Genomic DNA, 19,522 nt, shown 5'->3' with positions numbered 1-19,522 from the left:
CATGAATTTGAAACCCAACACAACCACACTTACATGCTCGGTTTTGAAGAAAGCTTCGGTTACCTGATCAAACCATTTGTACGTGACAAAGATGCAATCCAAGCTGTCTTGATCGTAGCTGAAATCGCTGCTTACTACCGCTCACGTGGTATGACTTTGGCAGACGGTATTGCTGAAATCTACAAAGAATACGGCTACTTCGCAGAAAAGACCATCTCTGTCACCCTTTCAGGTGTGGATGGAGCTGCAGAAATCAAGAAAATCATGGATAAATTCCGTGGCAATGCTCCTAAACAATTCAATAACACAGACATTGTTAAGACAGAAGACTTCTTGGCACAAACAGCTACTACTGCTGACGGCGTTGAAAAATTGACAACTCCACCAAGCAATGTGCTGAAATACACCTTAGCAGACGATTCTTGGATCGCTGTCCGCCCTTCAGGAACAGAACCAAAAATCAAATTCTACATTGCTACAGTTGGTGAATCTGAAGCAGATGCTAAAGAAAAAATTGCGAATATCGAAGCAGAAATCAATGCTTTTGTAGGCTAAAACATGAAAAGCTCCTCATCGGAGCTTTTTTCTTTCTTTCGTAGCAAATACCAGCGATTTTTTAGAAAATATGGCATACTAGATTTAGAAGAAAGCGAGGTCATCTCATGGAACAATTTTTAGAAGATATTAAAGATCTTGAAGTCACAACTGTCATGCGTGCGCAAGAAGCGATCGATCAAAAAGAAACAGCAACCTTCTTTATCGGACGTAAGACTTGTCCTTACTGCCGTAAGTTCGCTGCTAAACTAGCAACGGTCGTATCTGAAACAAACGCTCATATCTATTTTATTAATAGTGAAGAACCAAGTCAGCTAGACGCATTGCAAGCCTTCCGCTCAACTTACGGCATCCCAACTGTCCCTGGATTTTTACATGTTGAATCCGGCGAAGTTACTGTTCGTTGTGACTCATCCATGTCTGAAGAAGAAATCAAAGCATTCGCTCATCTATAAAAAATTAGCTAGAGATCAGTCTCTAGCTAATTTTCGTTTTCCGTAAAAGTTATCCAAATTTTTTGTTGAGGTTTGGCAAAAGGATATTCGGAAAATTCTTCTGGCTTTAACCAAACAGTCGATTCACTTACTGACTGCTCTCCTTCTTTTACTAGGCCATACCGAATCTGAACCTGCCACTTGCGATGCGAAAAGACATGCTGGACGATAGGATAAGATCTGTCCTGCCAATCAATGGCCAAGTCATAGTCCTGTTCAAAGGAAAGAATTTCTGGGTTGCTCTCTGTATCCCCCTTACCATCCAGTAGAGATAATTGGCCCAGGTTCTCAGATAGGCTTTCCACTTCGATCAAGGGAAAATGCCAGAAACCTGATAAAAGCCCTTCTCGCTCATTTTTCTCCAGCAAGAAGCGTCCTTGACTATCCTTGATAATAAAGGCTGTGAGATAGACAGCTACAGGTTTCTTTTTAGAAGCCTTAATGGGATAACGATCCATGGTCCCATGTTGGTAGGCCGCGCTAAATTCCTTAACAGGACTCTCTTCCGGCCGTGGATTGACTGGCGACTCAATATCTGAGCCCAAATCCATCAAAGCCTGATTAAAATCACCAGGACGGGTCGGATCGATCAAAATTTCCATCATGGCTTGGAAAATCTTGCGATTGGTCGGGACTCCGATATCGTAGTCCACCTCAAACAAGCGAGCCAGTACTCTCATGACATTACCATCCACAGCAGGCTCCGATAGGCCAAAGGCAATACTAGCAATTGCCCCTGCAGTATAAGGCCCAACCCCCTTCAGTTTAGAGATAGCCTCATAACTTGATGGAAACACTCCTCTGTGGTTCTCCATAATCTGCTGGGCAGCTTTCTGCATGTTGCGGACACGTGAATAATAGCCCAAGCCTTCCCAAGCTTTTAAAAGTTTTTCCTCAGGAGCCTGAGCCAAATCAGCAACTGTAGGAAACCACTCCAGAAAACGCTCATAATATGGAATCACCGTATCGACACGTGTCTGCTGGAGCATAATCTCTGAAATCCAAATTTTATAAGGATCCTGAGTTCTTCTCCAGGGGAGATCTCGTTTATGGGCATCATACCAGGCTAATAACTTCTCTCGGAAGGAAGCAATTTTTTCCTCCTCCCACATGGTAATCCCGTAATCTTTTAAATCTAACATATTCCTAGTATACCATAGAATGGTCTTTAGTTTAGAAATTCTGATTTTATAAAGAAAAAGGCTCAGGAAAATCCTGAGCCTTAAAATGTAGACAAACTATTTTAAAGTAAAATAAGTTAAGCAATTCTGCAAAAAAACAAAAATGAGTTCCATTTTTTAAATTGATTCAAGAAAATACCGAAACTTTCCGCTGTGAGAAAAGTGCCTGAAACAATAATGTTTCAGGCACTCGGAATTATTGAGACCCTAGGCTCAATAATAGTCATGGAACTTCGAAGAAGTTCGCTGACGTCCGTACTCACCTAAGGAAAGTTTTTAAGATGACTTTTTCTTCAATCTGAAGCTCAAGATCATCCTTAGTCTTTCACTCATTCTTATTGTTCTACTGCTTGTGCCGCTGTAATCAAGGTTAATTTGTACACATCATCTGCATTACATCCACGAGAGAGGTCGTTCACTGGTTTGTTCAACCCTTGCAAGACTGGACCTACCGCTGCAAAGCCACCAAGACGTTCTGCCATCTTGTATCCAATATTACCTGCTTCAATACCAGGGAAGATAAAGACATTTGCTTGGCCTGCCACCTTGCTACCTGGAGCCTTCAAGGCTGCAGTTGCAGGGACAAAGGCTGCGTCAAATTGCAATTCCCCGTCAATTTCAAGATCTGGACGAAGTTCATGGGCAAGCTTAGTCGCTTCAACAACCTTATCAACACTTTCACCGAAACCAGACCCTCTTGTTGAATAGCTCAACATAGCAATTTTTGGATCAATTCCAAACATCTTGGCTGTGATAGCTGAGTTGATGGCAATTTCGGCTAATCCTTCAGCATCTGGATTGATGTTGATAGCACAGTCCCCAAACAAGTAGCGTTCAGATCCACGAACCATGAGAAAAGCTCCTGAAGTCCGTTTGACATTTGGACGAGTTTTGATAATTTGAAGAGCTGGACGAACAGTTGCAGCTGTTGAGTGAATCGCACCTGAAACCATCCCATCAACAATTCCCATGTGCACCAACATGACACCAAAATAGTTCACGTCGTCTTTCAAGACTTGACGCGCTTCTTCTTCTGTCATTTTGCCCTTACGACGTTCTACCAAGGAAGCTACCATTTCTTCAAAACCTGGATAAGTATGAGGATCGATGATTTCATATCCATCCAAAACCCCTTCGATTTCAAGATAAATCCGAATTTTATCCGGATTACCAAGCAAGACAGGGGTTACTTCTGTCTCCTTCACAAGGCGTTTTGTCGCTTGAAGAATACGAGGCTCTTCACCTTCTGGTAATACAATACGAGCATTCTTACCAACGAGGTTGGTTTTGAGATTTTCGAAAACTTCCATGAGTTTTACTCCTTTTAATAATTAATAACTGGTTTGAAGCTGTGTTAGAACAGCTTGGAAATCTGGAGGCAGTGGGCTTTCTATGACCAATCCTTCCTCTAGAAATGGATGATAATAGGATAAACGATGGCAATGAAGGGCCTGGCGCTCAATGCCGTCTTCTAAACTTCCGCCATAGAGATCATCTCCCAAAAGGGGAAAACCAATATGGGAAAAATGAACTCGGATCTGATGGGTTCGACCTGTATGCAATTGGATATCCACTAGGTGAATATCACCAAAAGATTGAACGACCTGGTAGCTGGTATGAGCATACTTGCCACCTTTTGCTACCTTTCGAGTAATGATCGAATCTTCATCACGCGCAATCGGGGCAATAATCTCTCCAGCAGGATCAAGCTTCCCAGTTCCCTTGATCAAGGCATAATAGCGTTTCTGAATCGTTTTAGACTGTAATTGCTTATCCAAACGTGCATGGGCATAGCCATGTTTGGCAAAAAGCATAACGCCACTTGTATCCTTGTCCAAGCGCGTGACAATGTGAACCTGCTGGTTCTCATAGCCCTGTTTCACATAATAGCCTTTCACAAAATTTGCTAAGGTATTAGAATGAATCGCACTTGGAATCGAGGCAATGCCAAAGGGTTTGTTTAAGACCAAAAAATGATCATCTTCAAACAAAATATCAAAGGGCCGATCCATGGGTTTTAGGGTTTCGAACCCTTCTTCTGCCGGAATATCAATGACCAAGCGATCCCCAATATCCAACAGATAGATCGCATTCTCCGGACGTCCATTGACAAGGATCTGCCCCCCACGAAACTTAATCTTTGCTAAGAGCCCCTTAGAAACCTCGTGCTTTTTCAAGAAAGTCTTGATCTTTACATGCTCATCGACAATGAATTCAAATCTCATTCCCCATCATCTCCGATAAAGGCATCCTTGACCCGATTCCAGAAACTGGTGTGACTGGAGCTTGCCACAAAATTTATCTTATGGTTGTCGATCTGGTATTCTACCCTAGCAATATTGCGGTAAGAATAGGTTGAATTATCAACAGAGATAATGTGAAAGCCAGGTCTCGTCGGTGTAATCTCGATCTTATCCTTTTTAGGGACAATGACAGAAGAACCCAAGGTACGATAAACACGGTTGTTGAGACTAGCGATCTCAGCAATCTGCAACGCCTCAATAGTTGGGTGAAGGACTGCTCCTCCCAAGGATTTGTTGTAAGCCGTACTTCCTGTAGGAGTCGAAACGGTAATCCCATCTCCTCTGAAGCGCTCAAAATCCACACCATTAATCATAAGATCAGCCACCATAGTCCGGTCACTGCGCTTGATCGTAGCTTCGTTCAGCGCTCTCATCGTACGGGTTTCCCCATTGTCAAAGGTAATCTTGACATTTAAAATAGGGTAGGAAACCTTGGCCCCCGTGTCAAATTTTAAGTTTTCAACTAACTTGTCAATCTCACTATCTAAGTAATCCGTATAAAAGCCTAAGTGCCCAGTATGGACACCGATAAAGCGAACTCGATCTAACTGGTGTTCATACTTATGAAAAGCCGATAGCAACATCCCATCACCACCGATTGAAATGACAATATCGGGATGTTTCTCCGTTAAAATAAAATTATTTTGACGAAGTTTGTAACGCAATTGTTGAAAAACCTCTTCACTCTGACGCTTTCGATTGCGAATGATGGATACTTTTTTACCTGTAGTCTTCATCTGTGTCATCACTATTTCCAACGCCATCATTTAACTTACGATGAAGTGGATCAAACAGGGCTTGAGCTTCCTGAATTGCATCCCGAATGGCACCCATTTCTTCGTCCAAGAGATAGGCCAGGTTTGCTGTCGTCTCTAAGCGTTTTTTGATCTCGTCTGGAAAGTCTCCTTTATATTTATAATTTAGTGAATGCTCGATTGTTGCCCAAAAATTCATGGACAAGGTCCGAATTTGAATCTCTGCTAATATGGTTTCATTTCCATCAATGGTATCAACCGGGTACTCGACCACGACGTGGTAACTCCGGTAGCCACTCGATTTCTTGTGGCGGATGTAGTCTCGCTCTTGGACCACGCGCATATCCTGCCGTTGCCTCAGAACCTCTAGGATCTCTTCGACGTCATCCACAAACTGGACCATGATGCGAAGACCAGCAATATCTTGCATATCCTGAGCCAGATTTTCTTCAGAAATATTTCTTCGGATCATCTTTTCACGGATGCTCTCAATCGGCTTAACACGACCTGTCACAAACTCGATTGGAGAATGCTTTTGTTGCTTACGATATTGCTTTCGAATCCCACGCAGTTTGATTTTTAATTCCCCAACTGCTTGGATATAAGGATCTAAGAAGTTTTCCCAATCAATTGCCATCCTACCACCTTGTAATCTGAACCATTTTTGTATACAATAAACACATCTCTTATTATATCATGAATCTCTTTTGAAAAAAAGCAAAGGACCACAAAATGAACCATTTAGAAATTGAATACAAAACCTTGCTAGATAAGGAGGAATACCAATCCCTCCTTCCACTTTTTGCAGATACAAAATTGGTTGTCCAAACCAATCACTATATCGATACACCCGACCAGCTCATCCGTAAAGAAAAAATGGCCTTGCGGGTGCGTACTTTCACAGATCAGGCTGAATTGACTCTCAAGGTCCCTGAAGCAGTTGGCCATTTCGAGTACAATCAAGACCTCAGCCAAGAAGAAACCGAGGCGATCCTTCAACACCAACAGTTTGCTGACGGAGAAATCAAAAACCTCTTGATTTCTAAAGAAATCCCAGTTGAGCAACTTGCTGTCTGGGGAAGCCTGACAACAGAACGATTCGATAAAGAAACAAACGCAGGCTTGGTGGCTCTAGACCACAGTCTCTATCTAGACACTGAAGATTATGAGTTGGAAATTGAGGTAGAAACTGCTGAACAGGAAGAAAATTTTCACAAATTTATTCAAGACCATGGAATCGTCTACAAAGCAGCCAAAAATAAAATTGCCAGATTGGCGGAAAGATTGTAAAATAGCTGAAATTATCGCAAATTTTTGCTAAAATAGTGCTAAGATCAAAAATCTAAATGAGGTTGGAATCACATGTCAGATAAAAAAAATATGAAGCTCTTCTCTCTTAATTCAAATCCAGAGATTGCACAAAAAATCGCGGATCACGCTGGGGTTCCACTTGGGAAAATTTCATCCCGTCAATTCTCAGATGGTGAAATCCAAGTCAATATTGAGGAAAGTGTTCGTGGATATGATATTTATATCATTCAATCAACCAGTTTTCCAGTTAACAATCACTTGATGGAACTGTTAATTATGGTGGATGCTTGCCAACGGGCCAGCGCAAATACTGTCAATGTGGTCATGCCTTACTTCGGTTATGCTCGCCAAGACCGGACTGCTGCTCCTCGTGAACCAATTACTGCTAAGCTCGTCGCAAATATGTTGGTCAAAGCTGGGGTCGATCGCGTCGTCACACTGGATCTCCACGCTGTTCAGGTCCAAGGTTTCTTTGATATTGCCGTGGATAACCTCTTTACCATTCCACTTTTTGCAGAGCACTACATCAACAAAGGTCTAACTGGTCCAGATGTTGTTGTCGTCAGCCCTAAAAACTCAGGGGTTAAACGAGCTCGTAGTTTAGCAGAATATCTTGATGCGCCGATTGCCATCATTGATTACGAGCAAGATGATGCGAACCGTGATTATGGCTATATTATTGGGGATGTCAAAGATAAAAAAGCGATCTTGATTGACGATATCCTCAATACTGGTAAGACATTCTCAGAAGCTGCAAAAATCGTCGAACGCGAAGGGGCTACTGAAATTTATGCTGTATCAAGTCATGGTTTATTTGTGAAAGGAGCTGTTGAATTATTAGACCAAGCTCCGATCAAAGAAATCTTAGTAACCGATTCTGTTGCTCCAAATGGACCAACTCCAAAAAATATTAACTATCTGACAGCTAGCGAACTGATCGCAGAAGCTATTGTTCGCATTCAAGAAAGAAAACCTGTTAGTCCTCTATTTGCCTACCACAAGAAATAAGGTCTTAATGTGATATATTTTGATAATGCCGCAACAACTCCCCTTCTACCTGAAGTCATTGATAAAATGTCTGAAACCATGAAGACCACTTTTGGAAATCCATCGAGCCTTCATGCTCATGGACGGATGGCTAGCAAACTCCTCCGAGAATCTCGCGAGCAGATTGCTCAGGCTCTCCATACTCTTCCAAATCGTATTTTCTTCACTTCAGGTGGATCAGAAAGTAATAATACCGTTATAAAAGGCTACTGCTTGAAACACCAGGCAGATGGCAAACACATCATTACTACCGCTTTGGAACACCATGCGGTTCTAGAACCCATCGAATACCTTGTCGAACGTTTCGGATTTGAAGTTACGATCGTCCAACCAAGAGATGGACGCATTCAGGCTAGTGATATCAAGGCGGCTCTTAGACCGGATACCATTCTTGTCTCTACCATGTTTGCCAATAACGAGACAGGCGATCTTCTACCGATTAAAGAAATCGGAGAACTCTTAAAAGATCATCCAGCTGCCTTTCACGTTGATGCTGTCCAAGCAATTGGAAAGGTCCCTGTCTATCCCGAAGAGTTGGGAATTGATTTTCTCAGTGCTTCTGCCCACAAATTCCATGGCCCTAAGGGAGTCGGTTTCCTTTATGCAGCTGTCCCAGACTTTGATAATCTCATCCACGGTGGTGATCAGGAAAGCAAAATGAGAGCCAGCACAGAAAATCTCATTTCTATTGTAGGGATGGCGACTGCCCTACAGCATGCCACGCTTCATCAAGAAGAAAATTTCCACCAGGTTCAAAAACTCGGTCAAGAACTAGTCAATGGTTTAGCAGCTTACGACTATTACATAAATGCGAGTGACGATCACCTTCCTTTTGTTTGGAATCTTGGTTTTCCAGGTGTCCAAAATGATGTCTTGCTGATGAGACTCGATCTGGCTGGAATATCCGTCTCTACAGGTTCTGCTTGTACCGCTGGTACAGTTCAACCCAGCCATGTCCTTGAGGCGCTCTATGGAAAAAATAGCTCACGCCTAAGAGAATCCCTTCGAATTAGTTTTTCAGAACTCAACACCGTAGAGGAAGTTCAAGACTTCCTCGCAACACTAAAAGAAATTTTATCATAGGAGAACAATATGGCTTTTGAAACAAGTGTTTCATTGAAAGACTGCAACTATATCTATAGTCTGCACCCAAATGTAAAAAAATATACCTTACGTGACAATACATTTGCTGTTACAAAAGTAGGAAATTACGAGTTAAATCGTTTGCTCGAGGCCGTTCCAAATAGCGGCGAAGGCTTCCTACTTAAAATCATTTTCAATAAAGATTTAACAGGTTTTAAGATCAATATTACTGACAAGTCTGGACTTCGCCTGGTGAATATCTTTAAAAATTCAGAAAATGACATTATCCAACAAAAATTTTATTTCCTAATGGATAGTCTTGTCGAAAGAGAAATTTTCAACAAAACAGAGGCCTAATATGGTAAATCTAACTTATATCGATGCTTATCAAGTAGAACGAACCACTACTTATCCCGACCTTGCAGCCTGTATTCTAGCTTTTTCAGGCTGTGTAACCTTGCCCGACTCTTACTCCATCGTATCCATTGAATACAAGGGGAAAAAGCTCCCCTATACAGGGCGAGTCGATGGACTCTATGCTTTTTTGAAAAAGGTAGAGCAAGCTGAAAACTAAGCTGATGCTGATGGAACTCTCCATCGCCATCAGCTTTTTCTTTAGACAAAAATATTTTTGAAAAACGATTCTAGATAGTTGATTTTTTCACAATCTTCCTATACAATAAGAGGGAAAGGTTGTGATATTGTGAAACATGATAAAAATACTCCAATTCCACGCGCAACAGCAAAACGCTTATCGCTCTACTACCGCATTTTTAAACGCTTTAACTCTGAAAAAATAGAGCGCGCCAATTCCAAGCAAATTGCGGATGCAATTGGGATTGACTCTGCTACTGTTCGCCGAGATTTCTCTTATTTTGGTGAATTAGGAAGACGTGGATTTGGTTATGACGTAAAAAAACTGATGAACTTCTTTGCAGATCTTTTAAATGATAATGCCATTACCAATGTCGCTATTGTTGGGATCGGAAATATGGGAAGTGCACTTCTCAACTATCGCTTCCATGAACGCAATAAGATGAAAATTGTCATGGCGTTTGATCTAGACGATCATGAACTGATCAATACAAAAAATAAGGACGGAATTCCCATTTACGGAATTTCCTCCATTAAAGAAAAACTCAAACAAGAAGGCATTCAAACAGCCATTCTAACCGTTCCAAGCATCAAGGCTCAAGAAGTAGCTAGCCTTTTGGTAGACGCTGGTGTCAAAGGTATTCTCAGCTTCTCACCAGTGCATCTGACAGTCCCTAAGGATGTCGTCGTCCAATATGTCGATCTTACTAGTGAATTGCAAACACTCCTTTATTTTATGCGTAAAAACGAGGAATAAAGATCAGCATTATACGGATAACAACTAAAGAGGCTGGGACAAAAGTCCTAGCCTCTTCTTGTTTTTGGATTGTCGAGCAAGACGCAATGGTTGAGTGGGCTCTACTACGCCGATTTCATCAGCTTTTACAGCCCTACTCAACTGTGCGGACGTGGGACGACGAAATCGAATTCTAACGAATGACCGATTTCTGTCCCACTCTCTTTTTATACCAAATAATCCGTTTCTTCTCGATAACTATAGTAATTTTCTTCGGATACAATCAAATGATCCAATAGGGTTAAGCCCATCACTTCACAGGCCTCTAAGACTCGATGCGTTACTTCATCATCATTTTTACTTGGAAATACGGCACCAGATGGATGATTGTGCGCCAAGATGATGGAGGTTGCCATATGTTTCAGTGCATAATGCAAGATTTCACGTGGCTCCGCAATACTACGATTGACCGTTCCGATAAAGATGGTTTGTTGATGAATAATTTCATTCTGCGTATTTAAATAGAGTGCAACCAGGTGCTCCTGTTTCTTATGGCCAATTTCCTGTTGAATTTTATGGGCCAATTTCTGACTGCTCATGATCTGTTCAGAACTCATTAATTCATCTTTATGAATCCTTCGACCAAACTCAATCACAGCCTGAAGTTCAATGGCCTTCACCCGGCCAATTCCAGAAATTTCCTGTAGTTCCTCTAGCGTTAATTGCCCTAACTCCTTTAAACTGTGAACAGAGCTTAATAGAGCTTGTGCAATCTCATATACGCTTTTTTGCTTATTGCCTGTCCGCAAGAGAATGGATAACAATTCTTGGTGACTCAGCTTATCCACTCCTTCAGAAACCAAGCGTTCCCTAGGAAGTAAAGATGGTTCAATAAATGAAATGTCGTACATAATTTCCTCCTCACTTATTAATTCGTAATAAATTGAGAAAATGACGATCTATCATTATTTGCAGGTGATTTCTTGCTTCAAATCATTTAACACTAAGACTTCATCTTTATTAAAGCGAATCTGATAACCTGTTTGAACTTGTTCAAGCTCCTTTAGAAACTGTTGAATTTCACAGCGGATCAAGTACTCCTGATTCTGAGGGATGGCTTCTAAAGCTTGGTAGACTTGCTCTACTTCATAGATACCTTTCGTAATTAATCCATTTCGTGGAAAATCATTTACTAAGAGATTGTAGAAATGATGCAAGAGATGATAAATGCGCTCTTTCGTCACTATTCTACCTCCTTATCATACTCTTTCTCCTCTATTATATACTGAATTTCCCTTAATATTATGACAAATTCCTTACATTATATTACCAATCTCTTACAATTTTACAGAAATTTCTCCTAGCTTCCTACATAGAAAAAGCCCAGACATTTCTGTCTCGGGCTTTAATTTCTTAGAGTTGCATTTGATTATAAGACTTACTGAATGAATCCAGGATGTCTTTTGGAGCCTTGTCATAGTCAACAGAGGTTTCCAAATTTCCTTTTACAATTGTCCGATAAGTTGCTGCAGCATCCTCACAAGTTACTAGCGTAATTTCATTGACACCTTCACGGTCTTGGATTACATCCACACGATCAGGGGTCACCGTCTCAACAGACGAGATGACATAGGTATAAATCTTTTCCTTATCCGTGATGTAGATCTTCATGCCAGCCTTGGCTTTTTCCAAAGGTGAGAATAACATAGCATTAGCACCAGTCAAACCAAAGACATGGTGACTGGCAAGTGAATAATTGCCTTTACCCATGACTTGGGTTTCCTTCATGGTCCCTGCGCCATAATATAGGGCAACGTTTTCGAGTCCCTTAAAGATGGGAAGATTCATGTTTAATTCAGGAATCGAAATTCCACCAATTACAGGAAGTTTCTGGGCTTGCCATTGGGCATTGATCACGGCTTCCGTCGAGAGTGACTGGACATGTTGGAAATCAAAGCTCGTCTTCACTTCTTTATTCTTGTCAATGGTTTTTTTATCAACCTTGCTCACCTGGTATTGATTGGTGTGCCATACCATGATCATATTTCGGATCGGTGCATTAAAGATCAATAACAGCGAGAGGATAATCAAGAGCGTTGCAACGACATTGATAAGAGTATTGCGTAAACTCTTTTTCTTTTTTCTTTTGCGTGACATTCTGTCCCCTTATCTATTCGTTTTCTTCTACTATTTCTTCGTCTTTTTCATCGGCCTGAACTGTTGTAAAGGTCACAATCTTAGCATCCTGATCCAGTCGCATCACTTTCACACCCTGAGTGGAACGACCAGTTTGAGAAATATTAGCCACACCCGTCCGAATCATCACACCAGTATTGGTTATAATCATAAGGTCTTCATTGCCTTCAACAGTCATGAGACCTGCGAGAGCACCATTTTTCTCTGTAATGTTGGCTGTCTTAATTCCCTTACCACCACGACCTTTGGTTGGGTATTCACTTGCCATTGTCCGCTTACCATACCCTTTTTCAGTGATGATCAACACTTCATCTTGGTCCGTAATCACGCTAGCACCGACAACCTGGTCTCCATCACGAAGATTCACTCCACGAACCCCAGTGGCTGTCCGGCCCATATTCCGAACGACCGATTCATTAAAGCGAACAGAATAGCCATACTTGGTACCGATGATAACGTCTGTATCTCCATCAGTAAGGAAGACATTGATCAATTCATCATCATCTCTTAGATTTAAGGCTTTCAGTCCATTTTGACGGATATTTGAAAACTCTGCTACATTGGTCCGTTTCACCAAACCTTGTCGCGTCGTAAAGAAGAGATAAGCCTCATCACTTCGATCTTGCTCAACATTGATAATGGTTTGAATGGACTCTCCTTCGTCCAGTTTCAAAAGATTGACAATCGGTAAGCCTTTGGCTGTACGTCCATATTCTGGGATTTCATATCCTTTAAGACGATAGACACGTCCCTTATTGGTAAAGAAGAGCAGATGGTCGTGGGTGCTAGTTGATACCAGTTCACGGACAAAATCATCATCTTTTACACCCGTTCCTTGAACACCACGTCCCCCACGTTTTTGAGCTGTAAATTCAGCTTGGTCCAAACGTTTGATATATCCTTTGTTAGAAAGAGTAATCAAGACATCGGTTTCTTCAATCAAGTCCTCATCTTCAAGAGACAGAACTTCACCGACCATCAACTCCGTGCGACGAGCATCGCCAAACTTGCGTTTGACTTCTTCCAATTCTTCTTTGATAATTGCAATGACCCGTTCTGGTTTAGCCAAAATATCTGCTAAATCAGCAATCAAAGCTACCAAGTCATCGTATTCATTTTGAATTTTATCTCGTTCCAAACCAGTCAAACGACGAAGACGCATATCCAATATAGCTTGACTTTGGCGTTCTGACAGCTTGAATTTGCTCATCAATTCCGCTTGAGCCTCTGCATCCGTTTGGCTGTTGCGAATGATTTTGATTACTTCATCAATATGATCTAGGGCAATGAGCAAGCCTTCTAAAATATGAGCTCGGGCTTCTGCCTTTTCCTTATCAAAGATGGTCCGGCGAGTCACTACTTCTTTTTGATGCTCAATATAAGCGCCCAAAATTTGACGAAGAGAGAGAATTTTAGGAACCCCATTCTCGATGGCCAACATATTGAAACCAAAGCTAGTTTGCATTTGAGTCAGCTTAAAGAGGTTGTTTAAGATCACGTTTGCAGATGCATCCCGGCGTACTTCAATGATAAAGCGAACCCCTTCACGGTTGGATTCATCCCGTACAGCTGTAATCCCTTCGATCCGTTTTTCTTGCACTAAACGGACAATATGTTCATGGACCTTGGTCTTATTGACCATATATGGAAACTCAGTCACGACAATGCGTTCTCGGCCGCTCTTAGTTACTTCAATCTCAGTGCGGGAACGAAGGACGATAGAACCTTTCCCTGTCTCATAAGCCTTGAAGATCCCTGATTTCCCCATGACAAGAGCTCCTGTCGGGAAATCCGGACCTGGCAAAACTTCCATCAAGTCGCGTGTCGTCACTTCAGGATTGTCCATCATCAACTTCACAGCATCAATGGTTTCTCCAAGGTTGTGAGGTGGAATATTAGTGGCCATCCCAACAGCGATCCCCGTTGCCCCATTTACAAGAAGGTTCGGAAAACGCGCTGGAAGAACTAATGGTTCGCGCTCACTGGCGTCATAGTTATCCACAAAATTAACGGTATTTTTGTTGATATCGCGCAACATTTCAAGAGCGATCTTACTCATACGAGCTTCGGTATACCGTTGTGCAGCGGCACCATCACCGTCCATAGAACCAAAGTTTCCATGACCATCCACTAGCATGTAGCGATAACTCCACCATTGCGCCATCCGAACCATGGCTTCATAAATAGAGGAATCCCCGTGTGGGTGATATTTACCCATAACATCCCCTGTGATACGAGCTGATTTCTTATGTGGTTTGTCAGGTGAAACCCCCAACTCGTTCATACCGTATAAGATACGGCGATGAACAGGTTTTAAACCATCTCGAACGTCAGGAAGAGCACGAGACACGATTACACTCATGGCATAATCGATAAAGCTCGTCTTCATTTCTGATGTTAAATTCACATTAATAAGATTATTATCCTGCATTCAAAAAATGCCTCTCTTTACTTAATTCACCCCTCTATTATATCACATTTTACGCTATTTTACTCTCTGTGAGCACAAATGTAAAAACGTTTACATCTTAGGTTCTATACTATTTTGAGTGACAAAGACATTTAAAAGTGGTAAAATGAAAACGAATGAGAGATGATCTCAAAAAAAATGAAGGAGATGTTTAGACTCATGACTGCAACTAAACAACACAAAAAAGTCATCCTGGTTGGTGACGGTGCCGTAGGTTCATCTTACGCTTTCGCACTTGTAAACCAAGGTATTGCTCAAGAACTTGGAATCATTGAAATTCCTCAATTGTTCGAAAAGGCTGTCGGTGATGCTCTTGACCTTAGCCACGCCCTTGCCTTCACTTCACCTAAGAAGATCTACGCAGCTAAGTACGAAGACTGTGCAGATGCCGATCTAGTTGTCATCACTGCTGGTGCACCTCAAAAACCAGGTGAAACTCGTCTTGACCTTGTAGGTAAGAACCTTGCCATCAACAAATCAATCGTAACTCAAGTTGTTGAATCAGGTTTCAAAGGTATCTTCCTTGTTGCTGCGAACCCAGTTGATGTCTTGACATACTCTACATGGAAATTCTCTGGATTCCCTAAAGAACGTGTTATCGGTTCAGGTACTTCACTGGACTCAGCTCGTTTCCGTCAAGCCCTTGCTGAAAAATTGGACGTAGATGCTCGTTCTGTTCACGCCTACATCATGGGTGAACACGGTGACTCAGAATTCGCTGTTTGGTCACATGCTAACATTGCAGGTGTCAACCTTGAAGAATTCTTGAAAGACACTCAAAACGTTCAAGAAACTGAACTCATCGAATTGTTCGAAGGTGTTCGTGACGCAGCTTACACTATCATCAATAAAAAAGGTGCTACTTACTACGGTATCGCAGTCGCCCTTGCTCGTATTACAAAAGCTATCCTTGATGATGAACATGCTGTCCTTCCTCTTTCAGTATTCCAAGAAGGTCAATATGGCGTGAAGAACGTCTATATCGGTCAACCAGCCGTTGTTGGTGCGCATGGTATTGTACGTCCTGTAAACATTCCATTGAACGATGCTGAAACTCAAAAGATGCAAGCTTCTGCTTCTGAGTTGCAAGCCATCATTGATGAAGCATGGAAAAACCCTGAATTCCAAGCAGCATCTAAAAACTAATCCATCAATAGAAAAGGCTCTCTGATTTCCAGAGAGTCTTTTTTCTAGCTCTAAATAAATAAAAAAGAGAGAGTGGGACAGAAATCGGTAATTCGTAGAATTCGATTTCGTCGTCCCACCTCCGCACAGTTGAGTAGGGCTGTAAAGGCTGATGAAATCAGCGTAGTAGAGCCCACTCAACCACTGCGTCTTGCTCGACAATCCAAAGAAAATTGAGAGGCTAGGACTTTTGTCCCAGCCTCTTAACTACTCCACCCTGAGGGAATCGAACCCCCATCTCAAGAACCGGAATCTTACGTGATATCCATTACACTAAGGGTGGCAACTGTTATAGTATATCAAATTTTCAAGTATATGACAAGTAAAAAAAGAGTGGGACAGAAATCGGTAATTCGTTAGAATGCAATTTCGTCGTCCCACCTCCTCACGGTTAAGTAGGGCTGTGAAAGCTAATGAAATCAACGTAGTAGAGCCCATTCAACCACTGCGTCTTGCTCGACAATCCAAAGAAAATTAAGAGGCTAGGACTTTTGTCCCAGCCTCTTAAAAATTTTACAATTCGATATCGCCAAACAAGTCAGCCATTGAGAATCCAGTTTGAGTTTCTGGAAGATCAAAGTCACGTTTTTCTTGTTTTGGACGACGTGGGCGAGATTGACGTTTTTCTTGTTTTTCGCCTTCTTCTTGAGCTGGACGTTCTTCAAGAGCTTTGATTGAAAGGGATACACGTTCATCAGCAGCATTTACTTCAAGAACTTTAACCGTTACTTCTTGTCCAACTTTAAGAACATCTTTTGGATTTTCAACACGTTTGTGTGAAATTTGTGAGATGTGAACAAGTCCATCGATACCTGGCAATACTTCAACGAATGCACCGAAGTCAGTCAAACGTTTTACTGTTCCCTCGATCACGTCACCAGCAGCCAATTTTTGTTCAACGCCATCCCATGGTCCAGGTGTTGTAGCTTTCAATGAAAGGGATACACGACCTTCTTCTTCGTTCAAGTCAAGAACTTTTACTTGGATTTCTTCACCAACAGTTACAACTGATTTAGGTGAAACGTTGCGTTCGTGTGACAATTCAGTCAAGTGAACCAATCCATCAACACCACCAAGGTCGATGAAAGCACCAAAGCTTGTGATACGTGCAACTTTACCAGTTACGATATCGCCAACGTTCAATTTACCAAATACTTCAGCGCGTGCTGCTGCAGCTGATGCTTCAACAACTTCACGACGTGAAAGAATGAAACGATTTTCTTTTGGATCTACTTCTTTGATTTTCGCATCAAATTCTTGACCTACGAAACGTTCAGTGTTACGTACAAAACGAGTATCAAGCATTGAAGCTGGAATAAATCCACGAAGTCCTTCAAATTCTACCGAAAGTCCGCCTTTAACAGCGCGTGTTCCTTTAACAGTAACAACTTCTTCTTCACGACCAACCAATTTGTCCCATGCTTTGCGAGCTTCTAAACGTTTTTTAGATACAAGGTAAGTTACTGTATCAGTATCTTTACCAACTACTTGACGAAGAACAAGCAATTCAAGTGTTTCACCTGGTTTAACCAAATCGTTGATGTCCGCATCACGATCGTTTGTCAATTCGCGAAGAGTCAAGACACCTTCGACACCAGTTCCAGAGATTGCAACATTAGCTTGGTTCGCATCAACTGTCAATACTTCAGCAGTAACGACGTCACCTGGTTCAACTTGGCTAACACTGTTTAGCAAATCTTCAAATTCATTCATCTAAAAAATCCTCCAACAATCAAGTTTTCTTAACTTGACATACTAATAATTATTTTTCCTAAGCAAGCACCCGAAACGAGATTCAATATCACCTTTAACGACTTCACCCTATAAAGAAATAAAATACCTAGTTAGATATTTTATCACTTATCTGATATTACCTAAGAACTGGGGTAGCTGGATTCGAACCAACGCATGAGGGAGTCAAAGTCCCTTGCCTTACCGCTTGGCTATACCCCAAAAAGAGCGCTGACATCAGTCACTTTATCATCGTCACAATGAACGCTAATGGAGAGAGAGGGATTCGAACCCCCGAACCCGAAGGAGCGGATTTACAGTCCGCCGCGTTTAGCCTCTTCGCTATCTCTCCATATAAATCAACAGGTTCTATTATACCATTGATTTATTATGATTGCAAGCCCTTATTTATTCAAATTATAATTTTCTATTATAATTTCAACGGCTTTTTCAAGTTTTTTGTAAAGAGAATCCACATTTCCATTTTTGATAATGGCAAATTGACCTGCCATGTCTGCAATTTCACCTATCGTTTTCTTACCAATTGAAAGTGTGAATCCGTCAAAAGTATCCTTTCCAACGGTTACTTTACTATCTACGATTTGAATTTCAATTTTCTTGTCTTTTTTACTCATTTCAGTCCTCTTTTCACTTTTTCTATTTTACAAAAATTTAGTTTATGGCGCAAGAAAAAAGCTATTCTCAACCGAGAAATAGCTATTTCCATTAATCGACTTTAACGATCCATCCTTCAGGTGCTTCGACATCACCAAATTGGATACCCGTCAATTCATCATAGAGTTTGTGGGTCACTGGACCGACTTCTGTTTCGGAATAGAAGACATGGAAGTCATCTCCGTGTTGAACACCTCCGATTGGAGAGATCACTGCTGCGGTACCACAAGCTCCTGCTTCCACAAAGCGATCCAAGTCATTGATAAAGACATCCCCTTCGATTGGTGTCATACCAAGACGGTGTTCTGCCAAGTAAAGTAAAGAGTATTTGGTGATAGATGGTAAGATAGAAGGGCTCAATGGCGTCACAAATTCGTTATTAGCAGTGATTCCAAAGAAGTTTGCAGAACCGACTTCTTCAATCTTGGTGTGGGTTGCTGGATCAAGGTAAATGACGTCAGAGAAATTACGATCGTGAGCAATTTTACCAGGAAGCATGCTGGCTGCGTAGTTTCCTCCAACTTTAGCAGCCCCTGTTCCATGTGGAGCCGCACGGTCATACTCGTCTTGGATCAAGAAGTTAGTTGGCACCAAACCACCTTTGAAGTAGTTGCCGACAGGCATGGCAAAGATGGTAAAGATATACTCCTCTGCAGGATGCACACCGATAATATCACCAACACCGATCAAAAGAGGACGAAGGTAGAGGGTTCCTCCTGTACCATATGGAGGCACATATTCTTCATTAGCTTTGACGACTGCCTTACATGCATTGACAAACATATCCACTGGTACTTGTGGCATGAGCAAGCGATCAGCTGTCCGTTGCAGACGTTTAGCATTTTGATCTGGGCGGAACAATTGGACACTTCCGTCTTTTGTACGGTAGGCTTTTAATCCCTCAAAGGCTTGTTGGCCATAATGCAAACTTGGAGACGATTCTGAGATATGCAAGGTCGCATCCTCTGTCAATCCACCCTTTTCCCAGGCTCCGTTGCGGTAATGCGCCAAAAAGCGATATGGTAATTTCATATAGTTAAAGCCAAGGTTTTCCCAATCAAGTGATACTGTCATGATAGTTCTCCTTTATTCTTTTTTCTAGTCGATCTGAAATTGACCGATTCAGTTTCTCAATCTATGTACACTATTGTACACCAATTCATGAGAATTTCAAGCGATATTTTCAATTTTCAGAAAATTTATTTG

The 19,522-nt window shown here is 41.6% G+C and carries 20 protein-coding genes, 3 tRNA genes and 1 pseudogene; 9 read left to right on the top strand and 15 right to left on the bottom strand.

Annotation, left to right across the window (positions count from 1 at the left end):
- Together JX304_RS07830 and JX304_RS07825 are read left to right on the top strand one after the other, a co-directional pair.
- Positions 1-555 (top strand): annotated as a pseudogene (locus JX304_RS07830) (phospho-sugar mutase); the annotation flags it as partial.
- A gap of 107 nt (positions 556-662) precedes the next feature.
- On the top strand, positions 663-1,010 hold the full coding sequence (locus JX304_RS07825) for a thioredoxin (protein WP_205011985.1): 348 nt from the start codon (positions 663-665) through the stop codon (positions 1,008-1,010).
- A 26-nt stretch (positions 1,011-1,036) separates the two neighbouring features.
- Here JX304_RS07825 and mutY read toward each other — a convergent pair whose 3' ends face one another.
- The 5 genes from mutY to JX304_RS07800 all read right to left on the bottom strand — a co-directional run bounded on the left by mutY (position 1,037) and on the right by JX304_RS07800 (position 5,925).
- Positions 1,037-2,191, bottom strand: a complete 1,155-nt coding sequence (gene mutY, locus JX304_RS07820) for an A/G-specific adenine glycosylase (protein ID WP_205011984.1) — start codon at positions 2,189-2,191, stop codon at positions 1,037-1,039.
- A 374-nt stretch (positions 2,192-2,565) separates the two neighbouring features.
- Positions 2,566-3,540 (bottom strand): phosphate acetyltransferase, encoded by a 975-nt coding sequence (gene pta, locus JX304_RS07815; RefSeq protein WP_205011983.1) that lies wholly within the window; start codon positions 3,538-3,540, stop codon positions 2,566-2,568.
- Positions 3,541-3,561: 21 nt separating this feature from the next.
- Positions 3,562-4,455 (bottom strand): RluA family pseudouridine synthase, encoded by an 894-nt coding sequence (locus JX304_RS07810; RefSeq protein WP_205011982.1) that lies wholly within the window; start codon positions 4,453-4,455, stop codon positions 3,562-3,564.
- A complete protein-coding gene (locus JX304_RS07805) occupies positions 4,452-5,270 on the bottom strand; it encodes an NAD kinase (RefSeq protein WP_345770915.1) in 819 nt (272 codons plus the stop codon). Before JX304_RS07805 ends, JX304_RS07810 begins: the two co-directional genes overlap by 4 nt.
- Complete coding sequence (locus tag JX304_RS07800) at positions 5,254-5,925, bottom strand: GTP pyrophosphokinase (protein WP_023918039.1); 672 nt, start codon at positions 5,923-5,925, stop codon at positions 5,254-5,256. Before JX304_RS07800 ends, JX304_RS07805 begins: the two co-directional genes overlap by 17 nt.
- A 95-nt stretch (positions 5,926-6,020) precedes the next feature.
- On the opposite strand from JX304_RS07800, the gene JX304_RS07795 reads away from it, so the two are divergent.
- The 6 genes from JX304_RS07795 to JX304_RS07770 all read left to right on the top strand — a co-directional run bounded on the left by JX304_RS07795 (position 6,021) and on the right by JX304_RS07770 (position 10,080).
- Positions 6,021-6,578, top strand: a complete 558-nt coding sequence (locus tag JX304_RS07795) for a CYTH domain-containing protein (protein WP_205011980.1) — start codon at positions 6,021-6,023, stop codon at positions 6,576-6,578.
- Between the two features lie 72 nt (positions 6,579-6,650).
- Entirely contained in the window at positions 6,651-7,607 is a 957-nt protein-coding gene (locus JX304_RS07790; protein ID WP_003007186.1) for a ribose-phosphate diphosphokinase, read from the top strand.
- 9 nt (positions 7,608-7,616) lie between these two features.
- Entirely contained in the window at positions 7,617-8,729 is a 1,113-nt protein-coding gene (locus JX304_RS07785; RefSeq protein WP_205011979.1) for a cysteine desulfurase family protein, read from the top strand.
- Between the two features lie 9 nt (positions 8,730-8,738).
- The gene (locus tag JX304_RS07780) at positions 8,739-9,086 is read left to right on the top strand and encodes a DUF1831 domain-containing protein (protein ID WP_205011978.1); all 348 of its coding nucleotides are present in this window, start codon (positions 8,739-8,741) and stop codon (positions 9,084-9,086) included.
- Between the two features lies 1 nt (position 9,087).
- Positions 9,088-9,303, top strand: a complete 216-nt coding sequence (locus tag JX304_RS07775) for a DUF4649 family protein (protein ID WP_205011977.1) — start codon at positions 9,088-9,090, stop codon at positions 9,301-9,303.
- Between the two features lie 129 nt (positions 9,304-9,432).
- On the top strand, positions 9,433-10,080 hold the full coding sequence (locus JX304_RS07770) for a redox-sensing transcriptional repressor Rex (RefSeq protein WP_205011976.1): 648 nt from the start codon (positions 9,433-9,435) through the stop codon (positions 10,078-10,080).
- 206 nt (positions 10,081-10,286) lie between these two features.
- Here the strand turns inward: JX304_RS07770 and radC are convergent, their stop codons facing one another.
- The 4 genes from radC to gyrA form a co-directional block, all read right to left on the bottom strand.
- Positions 10,287-10,970 (bottom strand): RadC family protein, encoded by a 684-nt coding sequence (radC, locus tag JX304_RS07765; protein WP_205011975.1) that lies wholly within the window; start codon positions 10,968-10,970, stop codon positions 10,287-10,289.
- Positions 10,971-11,024: 54 nt separating this feature from the next.
- Positions 11,025-11,303 (bottom strand): porphobilinogen deaminase, encoded by a 279-nt coding sequence (locus JX304_RS07760; RefSeq protein ID WP_205011974.1) that lies wholly within the window; start codon positions 11,301-11,303, stop codon positions 11,025-11,027.
- Between the two features lie 169 nt (positions 11,304-11,472).
- Entirely contained in the window at positions 11,473-12,216 is a 744-nt protein-coding gene (locus tag JX304_RS07755) for a class A sortase (protein ID WP_205011973.1), read from the bottom strand.
- A gap of 13 nt (positions 12,217-12,229) precedes the next feature.
- Entirely contained in the window at positions 12,230-14,686 is a 2,457-nt protein-coding gene (gene gyrA / locus JX304_RS07750; protein WP_205011972.1) for a DNA gyrase subunit A, read from the bottom strand.
- A gap of 198 nt (positions 14,687-14,884) precedes the next feature.
- On the opposite strand from gyrA, the gene JX304_RS07745 reads away from it, so the two are divergent.
- The gene (locus JX304_RS07745) at positions 14,885-15,871 is read left to right on the top strand and encodes an L-lactate dehydrogenase (RefSeq protein ID WP_187538932.1); all 987 of its coding nucleotides are present in this window, start codon (positions 14,885-14,887) and stop codon (positions 15,869-15,871) included.
- Positions 15,872-16,121: 250 nt separating this feature from the next.
- Here JX304_RS07745 and JX304_RS07740 read toward each other — a convergent pair.
- From JX304_RS07740 to JX304_RS07715, 6 genes are all read right to left on the bottom strand, one after another.
- A tRNA-Arg gene (locus JX304_RS07740) sits at positions 16,122-16,193 on the bottom strand.
- Positions 16,194-16,423: 230 nt separating this feature from the next.
- Positions 16,424-17,623 carry a 30S ribosomal protein S1 gene (gene rpsA, locus JX304_RS07735; RefSeq protein ID WP_187538934.1) on the bottom strand — a complete coding sequence of 400 codons (1,200 nt, stop codon included), beginning with the start codon at positions 17,621-17,623 and terminating at the stop codon, positions 16,424-16,426.
- Between the two features lie 168 nt (positions 17,624-17,791).
- Positions 17,792-17,863, bottom strand: a tRNA-Gln gene (locus JX304_RS07730).
- Between the two features lie 49 nt (positions 17,864-17,912).
- Positions 17,913-17,993, bottom strand: a tRNA-Tyr gene (locus JX304_RS07725).
- A gap of 52 nt (positions 17,994-18,045) precedes the next feature.
- Positions 18,046-18,276: a DUF2969 domain-containing protein gene (locus tag JX304_RS07720; RefSeq protein WP_205011971.1), complete on the bottom strand. Its 231-nt coding sequence runs from the start codon at positions 18,274-18,276 to the stop codon at positions 18,046-18,048.
- Between the two features lie 91 nt (positions 18,277-18,367).
- On the bottom strand, positions 18,368-19,390 hold the full coding sequence (locus JX304_RS07715; protein WP_205011970.1) for a branched-chain amino acid aminotransferase: 1,023 nt from the start codon (positions 19,388-19,390) through the stop codon (positions 18,368-18,370).
- Between the last annotated feature and the right edge of the window lie 132 nt (positions 19,391-19,522).

The organism is Streptococcus parasanguinis (assembly GCF_901875555.1).
GTDB classification, from domain to species: Bacteria; Bacillota; Bacilli; order Lactobacillales; family Streptococcaceae; genus Streptococcus; species Streptococcus parasanguinis_H.
Note: the sequence above shows the minus strand (reverse complement) of the source record. Positions and strands in the feature narration are given on the sequence as shown.

Bases quoted from the DNA above. Each gene is read 5' to 3' on its own strand.
- radC (WP_205011975.1), bottom strand. From the start codon at position 10,970: ATGTACGACATTTCATTTATTGAACCATCTTTACTTCCTAGGGAACGC.
- JX304_RS07720 (WP_205011971.1), bottom strand. From the start codon at position 18,276: ATGAGTAAAAAAGACAAGAAAATTGAAATTCAAATCGTAGATAGTAAA.
- JX304_RS07795 (WP_205011980.1), top strand. From the start codon at position 6,021: ATGAACCATTTAGAAATTGAATACAAAACCTTGCTAGATAAGGAGGAA.
- JX304_RS07755 (WP_205011973.1), bottom strand. From the start codon at position 12,216: ATGTCACGCAAAAGAAAAAAGAAAAAGAGTTTACGCAATACTCTTATC.
- pta (WP_205011983.1), bottom strand. From the start codon at position 3,540: ATGGAAGTTTTCGAAAATCTCAAAACCAACCTCGTTGGTAAGAATGCT.
- JX304_RS07810 (WP_205011982.1), bottom strand. From the start codon at position 4,455: ATGAGATTTGAATTCATTGTCGATGAGCATGTAAAGATCAAGACTTTC.
- JX304_RS07745 (WP_187538932.1), top strand. From the start codon at position 14,885: ATGACTGCAACTAAACAACACAAAAAAGTCATCCTGGTTGGTGACGGT.
- JX304_RS07825 (WP_205011985.1), top strand. From the start codon at position 663: ATGGAACAATTTTTAGAAGATATTAAAGATCTTGAAGTCACAACTGTC.
- gyrA (WP_205011972.1), bottom strand. From the start codon at position 14,686: ATGCAGGATAATAATCTTATTAATGTGAATTTAACATCAGAAATGAAG.
- JX304_RS07780 (WP_205011978.1), top strand. From the start codon at position 8,739: ATGGCTTTTGAAACAAGTGTTTCATTGAAAGACTGCAACTATATCTAT.
- JX304_RS07775 (WP_205011977.1), top strand. From the start codon at position 9,088: ATGGTAAATCTAACTTATATCGATGCTTATCAAGTAGAACGAACCACT.
- JX304_RS07790 (WP_003007186.1), top strand. From the start codon at position 6,651: ATGTCAGATAAAAAAAATATGAAGCTCTTCTCTCTTAATTCAAATCCA.
- JX304_RS07715 (WP_205011970.1), bottom strand. From the start codon at position 19,390: ATGACAGTATCACTTGATTGGGAAAACCTTGGCTTTAACTATATGAAA.
- JX304_RS07800 (WP_023918039.1), bottom strand. From the start codon at position 5,925: ATGGCAATTGATTGGGAAAACTTCTTAGATCCTTATATCCAAGCAGTT.
- mutY (WP_205011984.1), bottom strand. From the start codon at position 2,191: ATGTTAGATTTAAAAGATTACGGGATTACCATGTGGGAGGAGGAAAAA.
- JX304_RS07805 (WP_345770915.1), bottom strand. From the start codon at position 5,270: ATGAAGACTACAGGTAAAAAAGTATCCATCATTCGCAATCGAAAGCGT.
- rpsA (WP_187538934.1), bottom strand. From the start codon at position 17,623: ATGAATGAATTTGAAGATTTGCTAAACAGTGTTAGCCAAGTTGAACCA.